This is a genomic window from Bacillus sp. P4_E1 (assembly GCF_056401715.1).
On the sequence record NZ_JBFUIV010000003.1, the window covers coordinates 143,391 to 158,365 of the forward strand.

Here is a 14,975-nt window from a genome sequence, read left to right on the forward strand (position 1 = left end):
ATATATTGAAAGAAAAGAGATAGAAGATGAATAAAAAGTTTGTAAAAGGCGCTGCGATTTTAACCGTTACAACGTTTATATCGAAAGTAGTGGGGAGTTTTTTCCAAATCCCATTGCAAAATATAGCAGGGGATGAAGTACTTGGGATTTTTCGCCTTGTTTTTCCTGTATATATGATAGCCTTAACTTTATCAGTAGCGGGAGTCCCGCTAGCAATATCACAGTTAATAGCTGATCTTCATGAAAAGAATGATCGTGACGGAATAGCTAAATTGTTTACGTCCGCATCTATTATCGGTGTTATATTTGGGGTGCTCGGATTTTTAATTATTATCATTGGATCGAGTAGCATTGCAAATATGCTTGGTGGACAAGAGACGAGGCTACCATTAATTGTTACTTCGTTTGCTTTATTAATCGCACCGTATATGGCAGTGTACCGTGGATATTTCCAAGGGTTTGGAGATATGATACCTACTGGTGTATCGCAAGTAATTGAACAGTTGATTCGCGTGTTCTTTATGCTAACAATAGCCTATATATTTGTATATTGGAATAAAGGTAGTGATATCATAACAGGCGGAGCAATGATTGGTTCTTGTTTTGGTGTTATTACGTCACTCATATATTTGCGAATGAAATATGTGAAAAGCACGTATCGCTATAAGAGCGAAACATATTCATTACAAGATTTTAAGACAAACGCGAAAAACATACTTCGTGTTTCAATTCCAATTGCAATCGGAGCGTTATCGATGCCTGTTTTAAATTTAGTTGATTCTGTAACAATTCCACATGTGCTACATGAATCTTCTACAACGATTCAGGAACAATTTGGTATATATAGCCGTGGTTTTGCATTTACGCAATTAATCGTTGTATTTGCAAGTGCGATAGTATTTCCGTTAATTCCATTATTAACAGCTGCTTTAACAAAAAAAGATATAGCTTTAGCTAAACTGACAGTAAAACGTACAAATGAGTTTGCACACGTTTTAACAATGCCGATAACGATATGGCTTATGGCGCTTGCAGTACCGCTTAATGTTGCGTTATTTACAGATACAAAAGGAAGTGGCATGTTAGCTATTTTAATTGGTAGCTCGTATTTCACATCACTTATGGTATTATCAATAGGAATCTTGCAAGGGATTAATCGTTCGATGCAAGCAGCATGGATTGTCATCGGTGTAAGTTTTGTAAAAATTGTATTAAATATAGCGCTAGTAAACCAATTCGGTATAAATGGAGCAGCGTATAGTACTCTAATTATTTATATAATGATTTGTATCGCAAATCATATTTATATTAGAAAAGATCTTTCCTATCCAATAGCTATAGGGAAATTTTTGGCTGTGATTGGAGTATCTAGTATTTTAGGTATAGCATTATACTTTGGGTCTACATTAATCAATGTGACAGATTCCAGGATTTTAGCAATGATATATAGTGCTGTAGCGCTAAGTATAGCTTCAGTGTTATATGGCATATGTGCATTGAAACTAAACTGGATATCGAAAGAACAAATTCCATTTTTACGTAAATAAAATCGTTGATTATAGAAAATGAACAATATTATACATGGGTATGACTTGTTAGATGTTTGTGAAAGAAATCAATTTGAAGTTATCAAACCTTTCTCGGCAAGGAATGGATAACAATTTGTTTAATTACAAAAAGAGTTGATTGCGAAATGTTGGAGGAGATTAAGAGTGCGGTTAGTTTTATCAGGATATTATGGTTTTTATAATGTTGGGGACGAAGCAATTTTGCAATCAATTATTAAAGCGCTACATGAAGAGGATCCTACTCTTGAGCTTGTTGTACTTTCAAATGACCCCGACTATACAAGAAAAATGTACGGTGTAGAAGCAGTAAACCGATGGGATATAAGAGCGATTTACCGAGAAATAAAGAGAAGTAATGGTTTAATTAGCGGAGGCGGAAGTCTCTTACAAGATAAGACGAGTATTAAGAGTATTTTATACTATACGGGTATTATGCGGCTTGCCCGTTTTTTGAAAAAGCCGTATTATATTTACGCCCAAGGAATCGGACCTATTACGAAGAAGCAAAATCGTTTATTAGTGAAATGGCATGTATCAAAGGCTGAATATATATCAGTACGTGATGAAGACTCTTTTTTGTACTTAAAAGAAATTGGTATTAAGAAAGACATCGAACTTGTTCCAGATCCAGTATTAGCTTGTCAGCCAGAAGAAAAGAAATCCGATTGGCTTCAAAAACATGCGCTGCAAGGAAAGGTCGTTGCGGTTAGTGTAAGGTACTGGGATGCAAAAGAAGATTATATGAAGAAGTTAGCAGATACGCTGAAAAAGCTTAAGCAAGAGGGATATCATATTTTATTTGTACCGATGCATGGACCATTTGATCAAAATGCATCAAGGGATATCATTAATTTGATGGGAGAAGAAGCGCACATGCTCCCTTATAAAATGGATATTCATGAGAAAATCTCTATTTTATCAGAATGCTCTCTTTTAATAGGAATGAGACTGCATGCTCTTATATTATCGGCAGTTGCAAACACGCCTATGGTTGGAATTTCGTATGATCCAAAGATCGATTCGTTTTTACAACAAGTAAATCAGCCGATTATTGGGAATGTGGATGGAGACTGGACGACAGAAACATTACATAGTATGGCGATTAAGCAATTAGAGCAGACAGAATATGTACAGGAAACGTTAGGACAAAGGGTAGAGGAATTGCGAGAGCAAATTTCCATAGCGTCCAAATATATTATTAATGACTTGCATGCAAAAGAGTCTATAAAAAGAGGAATGGAATAGAGGCCATTCCTCTTTTTATTCAATAATTGAGTAGAAAAAAGAACAGGGATCACCTGTTCTTTTTTGCTATGTAAGTAAAAGTTTGAAAGAGAAGCGTATTGAAAAAAATAAAATGTCGACAAAAAATATAAAAAATGTAGAATAATGTCGAAAAAAACAAAAGATTCGAGTTTTATTTTTCCTGAATATGTATGTTTTTAGTGGTTCTTAATCTTAAAATCTTAACATTAGCATATAAAGAATATCGGTATAAAGCGTTTTATACAAAAACACTTGGATAACGAGGCGGGTTTTGTTCAGAAAAATGAAGTTAAGAATGATGTCGAAAATTACAGAAACATCGTGTCGATTAATGTCGTAATATCTTCATAGTTGGATATTGAAATTGTAAACGTTTTTCTGCTATAGTTGTAAATGGTTATACAAATATTGCTCAAATGTAGTTCTGACGTATTGTTTCGTACATTTAAAATATTCTGATTTTATAATCGAGTTATTTGAATTGAAAGTCGAAAGAATGAACGTTAGAATTACGAAAATTCACTTTTTTGTCGAATTTAAGAATTTAAATTCGGGTAAAAACGGTGTAATATGTTTATTGTTCTATATTATGGAATCATTTCTATATATAGGATCTTAATTACATTTATATTTACTAGTTTCAACATTAAATAGAATATCTATTTAAAACATTATGGAACTAGTATTACATTCCTGAAGGAGGAAATATATAAAATGGCAAAGACTAACTCTTACAAAAAATTAATCGCTGGTACAATGACAGCAGCAATGGTAGCAGGTGTTGTTTCTCCAGTAGCAGCAGCAGGAAAATCATTCCCAGACGTTCCAGCTGATCACTGGGGAATTGATTCTATTAACTACTTAGCAGAAAAAGGCGCAATTGCAGGTAATGGCACAGGAATGTTCGAGCCTGAAAAAGAAATCACTCGTGCAGAAGCAGCTACAATGATGGCTAAAATCTTAAACTTACCAATCGATCCAAATGCTAAACCATCTTACACTGACGCTCAAGAGGGCTGGGCTGCTCCAATTATCGCAGCTGTAGAAAAAGCTGGTGTAGTTAAAGGTAAAGGTAACGGCATATTCGATCCTAACGGAAAAATCGACCGCGTTTCTATGGCAGCAATGCTTGTACCGGCTTTCAAATTAGACACTAAAGTAACTGGTACTCCAGAAACTAAATTCAAAGACTTAGAAACTAGCTGGGGTAAAGACAAAGCTAACATCCTAGTTGAATTAGGAATTTCTGTAGGTACTGGCGGCCAATGGGAGCCAGATAAAATTCTAACTAAAGCAGAAGCAGCACAATTTATTGCTATGACTGACAAGAAGTTCGGACAAAAAGAAGAAGCTAAAGTTGAGTCTATTAAAGCAATCAACGCTAAAGAGATCGAAGTTAAACTTGGTGCTACAGTGAAAGAAGAAGATGTGAAGAACGCGAAATTCACTCTTTCTCAAGGAACTAATGCAACAGCAGTTACTGCAAAAATCGGTGAAGATAAAAAATCTGTAATCGTAACTTTAGATGGAGATGCAAAACTTAAAAATAAAGAAGCTTACGTTCTAACTGTTGAAGGCTTAAAAGCTGCTGATGGTAAAGAAATTCCAAAAGCATTAGAAGTTATCTTCTTTAATGACGAAGTAGCTCCAACTGTATCTACAGTATCTACTCCAGACGGAAAAGTTAAAGTAGTATTTAGTGAAAAATTAGATACAGCAAAAGCTGTAACTGTAATTGTTAACGGTCAAAAAGTAGAAGGTAAAGTTGAAAATAATACTTTCACTTCTACTAACACTTTAAACCTTGAGAACGGTAAAGAATTCTCAGTTATCGTAACGGGTGCTCAAGATTTATCAGGTAACGCAATGGAAATGTACGAAGGTAAAGCTACTTATAAAGTAGAAAAAGACACTACAGCTCCAGAAGTAAAAGAAATTAAAGTAAAAGACCTTGCTAATGGTACAGCTACATTAGAAGCTACATTTACAGAGGAACTTTCTGCACAAGGTACAGTAGTTGTAAAAAAAGGTAATACAGTAGTAAAAGAGGCTACAATTGCTCTTGATCAAGATAAAACAAAAGCGCTTGTTACAGTACCGGGTGCTCTTACAGATAAAGAAACAGCTGCAGATCTTACAGTTGAATTTGTTGGCTACAAAGATTTAGCAAACAATGTAGGTACTAAAGTATCTAAAGCAGTAAAAGTTACAAAAGATGTTGTAGCTCCTAACTTAGTTAAAGTTGTGGCAGATCAAAATAAAGAAGCTACATTTACTTTTGATAAAGATGTAACTAAACAAGACGGAAAAATTCGTGTAATCAATTTAGATACAAGCAGAGATGTAACTGGTGAGGTGACAATCGAAGCAGCAAAAGACAACAGCAAAGGTATTACATTAACATTCCCAGCAAAAGGTAACTACAAAGTAGCTGCTACAAAAGGTCTTGTAAAAGATGCAGCTGGTAATGAGTCTGCAGCATTTACTAAAGAAGTGAAAGTTGTAGAAAAAGAATCTGAAAAAGAAACAGATAAAGTAGCTCCAGCAGTAACAGGCGTGGCTTTTGATAAAGCTACAAATAAAATTACAGTAAACTTTGATAAAGAAGTAAAAGGTGGCCAAGTAGCTGAATCAGCTTCTAATGTAAACAATTACACATTAGCTGGTGCTAAATTACCAGAAGGTGCTCTAATCGTATTAGACGGTACAAATGCAGTTATTGAGTTACCATCTACATTTACTTTCGAAAAATCAGAAACAGTTAAATTTACAGTAGCTAATGTTGCAAACAAAGACGGAGTGAAAATGGGTACGAAAAACCTATTATTAAACGTTGTAGATACAAAAGCTCCTGAATTCCAGTCAGCTAAAATTACAAAAGTTGACGCTAAAGAAATTACTTTAACATTCTCTGAAGCTGTGAACGTTGATGCAACTGACTTTGTTATTGACCTAAATGGTGTAGCGTTAACAGTAGCAAAAGCTGATGACAAAGCAGCTAAAGAAGTAGTACTTAAAGTAACAGCTCCAACAGATGTTAACTTAGCAACTGGTACATTAACACTTAAAACTAAAGAACTTAAAGATAATGCAACTTTAAATACAGTTGATACAGCAGCTAACAAACTTGTTGCTTTCAAACCAGTAACAGTAGCTCGCTAATTGAAATTTATTTCAATGGAAAGAGTCCACATTATGTGGGCTCTTTTTTTATGGTCTAATTTTCATATAAAACAATCTGTGAAAAAGTGATCATATTTTGAAGATTGATAGTTAGTTTATTGAGAAATAAAATGACAGCGTTTTCAAAAATAGAAAAATACCCTATTAATATGTAAATTTTTTGTAAATTAACACCTTTTTTCGTTGAAAAAACATTCGAAAAGAAGTAGAAAATGTCGAATTACAATAATTTAAGTCGAATGAAGTCTGAAAATTGTATTTATTGTAAAAAACATTTAGGTGATGAAGTGGAAATATGTGCTATAATTCCAATTGTGTATTTGATATGAAAAATATACGAAGCGCGGTGATAGTAGTTTTTAGGAAAAAAGTTTGTTCATTTCTATATTTTAGTATTATTAATATCTTAATAATACAATAAAAAGACTGAATTATCAGAATGTGTCGAATCTTCTTTTGAGAAAGTTCTTGATAACGAATAGTTTTGTATAGTATGATGAACTTGTTTCAAAAAATGGTATTTAAACCTTATATTTACATTTAACGGTTTGTATCATTTTATTATGTGAACTACTTTTCGCATGATATTTTGTATTTTAATTGTTTTATGGCTTTTTAAGTAACTAGTTTTCAAATTACATATGATATGAAACTAGTAGCACATAGTCCTGAAGGAGGAAAATAATAAAATGGCAAAGACTAACTCTTACAAAAAAGTAATCGCAGGTACAATGACAGCAGCAATGGTAGCAGGAGTTGTATCTCCAGTAGCAGCAGCAGGTAAATCATTCCCAGACGTTCCAGCTGGTCATTGGGCAGAAGGTTCTATTAACTACTTAGTAGAAAAAGGCGCAATTACAGGTAAACCAGACGGTACATATGGTCCGAACGAGTCAATCGATCGTTCTTCTGCAGCTGTTATTTTCACTAAAATTTTAGGTTTACCAGTTGATGAAAATGCTCAGCCATCTTTCAAAGATGCTAAAAATACATGGGCTGCTAAATATATCGCAGCAGTAGAAAAAGCAGGTATCGTTAAAGGTGATGGAAAAGAAAACTTCTATCCAGAAGGAAAGATTGACCGTGCTTCATTCGCATCTATGTTAGTAAGTGCTTATAACTTAAAAGATAAAGTTAACGGCGAGTTAGTTACGACATTTGATGATTTAAGAGATACTTGGGGTGAAGAAAAAGCTAACATCCTAATTAATCTTGGAATCTCTGTAGGTACTGGCGGCAAATGGGAGCCAACAAAATCTGTATCTCGTGCAGAAGCAGCTCAATTTATCGCATTAACAGATAAAAAATTCGCAAAACCAGATAGCACACAAGCATATGTAACTGATGTGAAAATTTCTGAACCAACGAAATTAACATTAACAGGAACTGGTTTAGATAAACTTTCTGCTGATGAAGTAACTCTTGAAGGTGACAAAGCAGTTGCGATTGAAGCAAGTGCTGACGGTACATCTGCAACTGTAACACTAGGTGGTAAAGTTGCTCCAAATAAAGATCTTACTGTAAAAGTGAAAGATCAATCATTCGTAGCGAAATTCGTATACGAAGTTAAAAAATTAGCTGTAGAAAAATTAACATTTGATGATGATCGTGCTGGTCAAGCAGTTGCCTTCAAATTAAACGATGAAAAAGGTAACGCCGATGTTGAGTACTTAAACTTAGCAAGCCATGACGTCAAATTTGTAGCAAATAACTTAGATGGTTCACCAGCAGGAATCTTTGAGAATGGAGAGTCAACTTCTTCTACAGGTAAACTTGGTGTTGGTCTTCCACACGGTGACTATAAAGTAGAAGTACAAGTTACAAAACGTGGTGGTTTAACGGTTTCTAATACTGGTATTATTACAGTGAAAAACCTTGATACACCAGCTTCTGCAATTAAAAATACTGCATTTGCGGTAGATGCGGATAAAAACGGTGTCGTATACGGTAATACACTTACTGGAAAAGACTTCAAGCTAAACAGCCAAACGTTAGTAGTTGGTGAAAAAGCACAAATCCATAATGTAGTTGCTACAATTGCTGGAGAAGATAAAGTAGTTGATCCAAACTCAATTAGCATTAAATCTTCAAATCACGGTATTATCTCTGTAGTAAACAACTATATTACTGCTGAGGCTGCTGGTGAAGCTACACTTACTATTAAAGTAGGCGACGTTACAAAAGATGTTAAATTTAAAGTAACGACTGATTCTCGTAAATTAAAATCAGTAAAAGCTAACCCAGATAAATTACAAGTTGTTCAAAATAAAACATTACCTGTTACATTTGTAACAACTGACCAATATGGCGATCCATTTGGTGCTAACACAGCTGCAATTAAAGAAGTTCTTCCAAAAACAGGTGTAGTTGCTGAGGGTGGATTAGATGTAGTAACAACTACTGCTGGTTCAATTGGTACAAAAACTGTTGGTATTACAGGTAACGAAGTAGGCGAAGGTACAGTTCACTTCCAAAACGGTAACGGTGATACTTTAGGTTCATTATATGTGAACGTAACAGAAGGTAACGTTGCATTTAAAAACTTTGAACTTGTATCTAAAGTAGGTAAATACGGCGAATCACCTGATTCAAAACTTGACCTAAATGTTTCTAACACAGTTGAGTATCAATTATCTAAGTACACTTCAGATCGCGTATACTCTGATCCTGAAAACTTAGAAGGCTATGTAGTTGAATCTAAAAATCCAGCGGTAGCTACAGCTAAAATTGTTGGAAATAAAGTTGTTGTTAAAGGTTTAAAACCAGGTAAAGTTGATATCCACTTAACGAAAAATGGTGCAACTGCTGGTAAAGCGACACTAGAAATCGTTCAAGAGAAAATCGCAATTAAATCTGTAAACTTCAAACCAGTTAAAACAGAAAACTTCGTTGAGAAGAAAATTAACGTCGGTACTGTGTTAGAACTTGAAGGAAGTAACAATGATGATATCGTTAAAGGTATTAACTTAACGAAAGAAACACAACATAAAGTACGTGTTGTAAAATCTGGTGACAACCAAGGTAAACTTTATCTTGATACAAATGGCAATTCTCACTTCGATATATTCGATCAAGAGCTTGGTCATGTAACAGTATCTCAAACAAGTGATTCTGCACTTCCAAACTTCAGTGCAGACATCTACAATACTTTAACTACTAAGTACACTGACAAAGGTACATTAGTATTCAAAGTATTAGGAGATAAGGACGATCTAACAAGCGAAATCGGTTCACAAGCTGTACACGTGAACGTGCTTAACAACCCAAATCTATAATTCGATTATAGATAAAGTGAAAAGTCAGTGGGGATGAATCCCCACTGACTTTTTTTGCCGCAAATAACGGGATTAATATAAAGAATCCTCTTGTAAATGATTTACAAGAGGATTCTTTTATTTTTTAAACTTAAACATATCACCACTCAAATTCGAATCACTATACACAAACAATACCATGTTAATGTTGTTGTCTTTAATGTATTGATATACATCCTTTTCGTGATAGTGACGAAGGTCGAGGATGGATGTGTGTTTGAAGCTTTGTGCTAAGTGAGGCACGATTGCGTTTGCGAATGAGTCTTTTAGGACTAAAGCTCGTACATCATTTGGTGCATTGTTGTTTTCGATAACGATTTCTGGATAGTCATTTGCATAATAACCTGCGTATGATGTTGTATCATTTTGTTTTTCTACGCCGTATAGTTCATCTAATGTGCGATATACAGTGCCATTTACATCTTTTGCGGCTACGCTCGTAAAGTTGAAACCGTCTTTCGGTGTGTAGTAGCATAGTTTTTCTCCAGTCGCATCGATCAGTTGGTATAGCTGGTTGTTAAAGCTTCCGACTAGATGTTTATTTGGAGCACAAGTACGAGTGTAATCTTCTGTTTTTATTTCTTTTCCTTTATATATAGAAGATTGTTGCGCGATTGTGTTCATTATATATTGATAGCCTAAGAAGGCACCATCCATATTCCAGTGATGGTCTGTTTTGAAGTACATACTTTGTATTTCTTCATTTGTATAGTTTTTCTTAAAATGTTCCATGAGTTTAATTGGCTTTACGTCCGCTGGAAGCTTATTTAGAAAATAATTTAAATTTTCCTGTGCATATGTGTGAATATGAGAAGGTAATTTAAATGATAAGGCATTCGTTTTGGACGGTGGTAAAGCAAAGTAAAACTCAATATTTTGTTCTTTTAAAAACTGAGATAAGTCGTTTACAGCTGGCATAGCTTGGTCAATCTCATTATATTTTGTAGCCCAAGCAGGGTTTTTTAGAAGCCATTTATCATCAGTTAGAATAATATCGTTAATGAGAGACTTGCCCATTTTAATTTGGGTAAGTGTATAGTTTTTTATGAGATCATCTCTTCCGATTAATTGATCGTTTGTATATGTCTCAAAGTCTTTAAAGAAACTACCATTTAAGGCAACTTCTTTTGTAAGAGCTGGTTTTTGAGCGAGCGGACGATTTTCAACGGGCGAAACTGCTCGGTCAGTTTTGAGAAGCGATAATATGCCAAATGAAAAGATAATGGTGAGAAAACCGATAAATAGGACGATGTTCCCCAATTTTTTCATAATAACTTTTCCTTCCTACATAAAGTGAAACTTTAATCAGTGGGGGTTTGGTTCGTCCCCACTGATTATTAGCCTTAACCAATCGGACTTTTACAGGCAGCCCGACCCCAACCTAACTTCTTTGCTTTCGCTGAATTTTGAGGTGGGGGTCTTACTGCCCGGAAAATAGCGGGATAAGTTAAAATCTGAAGTAAATAAATGGATTATACGTCGAATTAATTAAATACATAATCGAAACCATAAATAATGTTAGTAATAATATAGGACGTACAACTTGCATCGTGAATGTATACGTTTTTGGTGCAAGTTCTAATATGTTTTTAACACGTTTTAAAATTGGTGTCGCTGCGATAAAGGCGATGATAAATATGACAATGTATTCATGTATATAGAGCATTGTGTTGTCATCGATGAAAGATTGCCTCTCTATGCCAAACATCGCTTTTAAATATTGGAACGAGTATGCGAAGTTATCAGCTCGGAAGAAGACCCAACCGATCATAACGATGATTAGTACATATGCATGTTGCAGCGGCTTCCATAGCTTATTTAATATTTTCTCGAATCCAGCTTTTTCAATCGAGATAATAAAGCCGTAATATAATCCCCAGGCGATAAATGTCCAGCTTGCTCCGTGCCATAAACCGGTTAATCCCCATACGATGAAGAGGTTACGGTAATTTGCTAGTTTGGATACACGGTTTCCGCCGAGCGGAATGTATATATAGTCGCGGAACCAAGAGCCTAGTGTAATATGCCATCTTCTCCAAAATTCTGAAATGGATTTCGAGATGTACGGATAATTGAAGTTTTTCGGGAAATCAAATCCGAACATTTTTCCAAGTCCAATTGCCATATCAGAGTATCCTGAGAAATCGAAATAGATTTGAAGTGTATAGGCGATAATACCAATCCAAGCCGTTCCAGCGCTCATTTCAGACGGTGGTAAGGCAAAGATTTTATCTGCGACAAATCCAACTTGATTGGCGATTAACATTTTTTTCGCTAATCCTAAAACGAAAATTTGGATACCTTCTGTAAATCGTTCAAAAGAATGGATGCGCGTTTTAATTTGATCAGCAACGATATTGTAACGAACGATTGGTCCGGCAATAAGCTGCGGGAAAATTGATATATATAGTGCTAAGTTAAGTGGATTCTTTTGAACTGCGCCATCTTTACGGTATATATCGATGACGTATGACATCGCTTGGAATGTATAAAATGAAATCCCAATTGGTAGTGGAATAGGTTCCACCTGGATAGATAAATGTAAAGCGTTGTTTAAAATGTCTGTGAAAAATGAAATATATTTAAAATAAGAAAGTAATAAAATATTTCCGACCACAGCCATAATTAAAAATGTGACTTTCATATTTTTTCGTTTATCATAATGATGCACGAGTAGGCCGAAGCAGTAGTTTAATATAATAGAAAAGAGCATTAAGAGGACGAATCGAGGTTCTCCCCATGCATAGAAAATTAAACTAAATGCAAGTAATACGAAATTACGTAGCTCGGCACGCACTATAAAATAGAAAAATAATACGAGAGGTAAAAAGATAAATAAGAAAACAGAACTACTAAATACCAAAGGACTCTCCTCACTTTTTTCAAAATACATTTCGTGCAAAAAACCGACATTTCTATTATATATTCTTTTATATAAAAGCGCCTTTAATATTTTATCATGTTAATAATTCGATTAAAATGATTATTATATATAATAGAAGAAAAGGGGAGCGGAATCCTTTTGACACTCACTATTTGGATAAGATAAGATGAATAAGGTGTGATTTGTTTAGAAGGGAAGAGATGGTGTGTTATTTAACTCATTTGAGTTTATTTTTTTATTTTTACCGATAGCATTTCTTTTATATTTTCTATTAAATAAATTTGGACATGCTACATTAGCGAAAGCTTGGCTCGTTGCGGCCTCTTTATTTTTCTATAGTTATTGGAATGTGAAATATTTACCGCTTATGTTAGTGTCGCTCATTGTGAACTACTTTATCGGAATGAGGCTCGTAAAACATAAGAGTAAACTTCTTTTAACGGTAGGGTTAATATTTAATATAGGAATGCTTAGTTATTTCAAGTATTATGATTTTTTCTTACAAAATGTTAATGCATTAATTGGAACTCATTTTACATTATTATCATTAACGTTACCGCTCGCGATTAGTTTCTATACGTTTCAAAAAATCGCATTTTTAGTAGATACGTATCGCGGGGAAACGAAGGCATGTCATTTTCTTGATTACGCATTGTTTGTAACGTTTTTCCCGCAGCTTATTGCAGGGCCGATTGTGCATCATGCGCAAATTATGCCGCAGTTTGCTGACGATAGTAAAAAGCGCTGGCAATCGAAGTATATCGTTCTTGGTATATTTGTATTTGCAGTTGGTATTTTCAAAAAGGTAGGTATTGCAGATGTATTATCTCCCCTTGTACATGAAGGGTTTGATGTGCAGCAATCATTAACATTTGTCGAAGCATGGCTTTCGTCGTTAGCGTTTACGTTCCAATTGTATTTTGATTTTAGTGGATATAGTGATATGGCAATTGGAATCGCTTTAATGTTTAATATTAAATTACCTCAAAACTTCAATTCACCGTATAAAGCAGTGAATATACAAGATTTTTGGCATCGTTGGCATATGACGCTTAGCCAGTTTTTAACGAAGTACGTATACATTTCTCTAGGAGGAAATCGAAAAGGAATTACGCGTACATACGTAAATATTATGATTGTATTTTTAATAAGTGGACTTTGGCACGGAGCTGGTTGGACATTTGTTTTTTGGGGATTCTTGCACGGTTTGGCTTCTGTTATTCATCGCCTATGGAGTAAAGCAGGAGGGCGCATGCCAGCCTTTGCTGGTTGGTTCGTTACGTTTTTCTTCATTAATATAACGTGGGTATTCTTTAGGGCAACATCTATGCATGATGCGGTGAAAGTGTTAAAAGGAATGTTCGGACTAAATGGAATCGAATTAGCAAATAGCGTATTCCCAGCATTTATAATAGAGAAGCTGCAATTTTTAAAAGAGTACGGTGTTTCATTTAGTGAAGGGTACCATGTCTCTTTATTAGATCCAAAAATGGTAGCGTATATTTTCGGAGCGTTATGTATTAGTTTCTTCTTAAAAAATTCAATTCAGTTAAAAGATTCATTCCGTCCGAATGTATGGACTGCTTTATTTACTGCAGTATTGCTCGTATATAGCGTGTTACATTTAACGAGTATTAGTGAGTTTTTATACTTTAATTTCTAGGTGGAGAATATGAAAAACAAACATTGGCTTATTTTCGTTTTTGTATGTGTTTTTGTTCCTCTGGCAGGTGTCGGGATATTTAATAGCTATATAGATTCACTTTGGTTATTCCCGCATAAAAATAAGTGGAATGATGTTCAGTACGGGTTTAACGAGAGACAACAGAAAACAAATTATATAACGTACCGTCCGTTTACATATGATGGAGTTATACTTGGAAGTAGTAGAACGACTTTTATTAACGAGAATGACTTCACCGGGTTAAACGCATTTAATTATGCGGTAAGCAGTACAGATCCGCGTGAGTATGATGCATATATTGAATATGCAAAAGAACAAAAAGGTAGTGGACTCGAGTCTATTGTACTTGGTTTAGATTTCCTTGGAACGAACAAAAATAGGGAAATTGGTTTTGATAAACCAGAAGCGTATATTAAGCAGGCGCAAAGTTTATTGTATCCGATTAAATCGTATGTAAGTATGGACGGGATTACTTATTCAAAGAATACAATTGCAAATTCCACCCATCATAGTACGAATCTTGACCGGTACAATCGAGAGAATATAAAATCGATGCGCGATTATACGAAAGAAGAACGTGATGCGCAAATAGCGGCGCAAGTAGATAAGTTTAGTAAAGAGATTTATGGCGGGAATTATGAGTATCAAAATATGAAAGAAATATTAGGAACAGTAAAGGCTCATAATCCGAACACGAAGTTTTATATTTTTACAACGCCTGTTTCAGAGCCTCTGTTCCGTACGATGATTCAATCAGGGCGATGGGAAGATTATAAAAAATGGCTTCATGACGCTGTAGATGTATTTGGAGAAGTGCACCATTTCATGTATCTTAATTCCGTTACAACGAATTTAGATAACTATATGGATGGGCATCATTTCAGACCGGAAGTTGGAAAGTTGATTGCGCATAAAGTTGTAAATGAGGAAGATAGCAACGTCCCGAAAGACTTCGGTATTGTTATTACGAAGGATAATATTGATGAGGTGTTGGAGGAGATTCGGGCGTCTTTTCAATAGGGAAAGTTTGAAAAGCTAGATCATAATGTGATCTAGTCTTTTTTTGTAGATTGCTG

Annotated in this window: 8 protein-coding genes; 6 read left to right on the forward strand and 2 right to left on the reverse strand. The window is 34.8% G+C overall.

The genetic code is table 11. From position 1 onward, the window contains the following. The first annotated feature begins 26 nt into the window (after positions 1-26). From AC1DS7_RS05090 to AC1DS7_RS05105, 4 genes are all read left to right on the forward strand, one after another. Positions 27-1,547 (forward strand): putative polysaccharide biosynthesis protein, encoded by a 1,521-nt coding sequence (locus AC1DS7_RS05090; protein WP_061674827.1) that lies wholly within the window; start codon positions 27-29, stop codon positions 1,545-1,547. 165 nt (positions 1,548-1,712) lie between these two features. Beyond that, complete coding sequence (csaB, locus tag AC1DS7_RS05095; protein WP_044444676.1) at positions 1,713-2,813, forward strand: polysaccharide pyruvyl transferase CsaB; 1,101 nt, start codon at positions 1,713-1,715, stop codon at positions 2,811-2,813. A gap of 735 nt (positions 2,814-3,548) precedes the next feature. Beyond that, positions 3,549-5,996 carry an S-layer homology domain-containing protein gene (locus tag AC1DS7_RS05100; RefSeq protein ID WP_215588756.1) on the forward strand — a complete coding sequence of 816 codons (2,448 nt, stop codon included), beginning with the start codon at positions 3,549-3,551 and terminating at the stop codon, positions 5,994-5,996. Between the two features lie 710 nt (positions 5,997-6,706). Beyond that, positions 6,707-9,292 (forward strand): S-layer homology domain-containing protein, encoded by a 2,586-nt coding sequence (locus AC1DS7_RS05105; RefSeq protein WP_016101735.1) that lies wholly within the window; start codon positions 6,707-6,709, stop codon positions 9,290-9,292. Positions 9,293-9,409: 117 nt separating this feature from the next. On the opposite strand, the gene patB1 is transcribed toward AC1DS7_RS05105, so the two are convergent. Further along, complete coding sequence (patB1, locus tag AC1DS7_RS05110) at positions 9,410-10,600, reverse strand: secondary cell wall polysaccharide O-acetyltransferase PatB1 (protein WP_016101734.1); 1,191 nt, start codon at positions 10,598-10,600, stop codon at positions 9,410-9,412. A gap of 178 nt (positions 10,601-10,778) precedes the next feature. Then, positions 10,779-12,194 (reverse strand): MBOAT family O-acyltransferase, encoded by a 1,416-nt coding sequence (locus AC1DS7_RS05115; protein ID WP_016101733.1) that lies wholly within the window; start codon positions 12,192-12,194, stop codon positions 10,779-10,781. 226 nt (positions 12,195-12,420) lie between these two features. Between AC1DS7_RS05115 and AC1DS7_RS05120 the strand changes: the two genes are divergently transcribed. Together AC1DS7_RS05120 and AC1DS7_RS05125 are read left to right on the forward strand one after the other, a co-directional pair. Continuing rightward, on the forward strand, positions 12,421-13,878 hold the full coding sequence (locus tag AC1DS7_RS05120) for an MBOAT family O-acyltransferase (protein WP_016101732.1): 1,458 nt from the start codon (positions 12,421-12,423) through the stop codon (positions 13,876-13,878). A 9-nt stretch (positions 13,879-13,887) separates the two neighbouring features. Further along, positions 13,888-14,919, forward strand: coding sequence for a hypothetical protein (locus AC1DS7_RS05125; protein ID WP_016101731.1), 1,032 nt, complete (start codon positions 13,888-13,890; stop codon positions 14,917-14,919). Positions 14,920-14,975 lie beyond the last annotated feature (56 nt).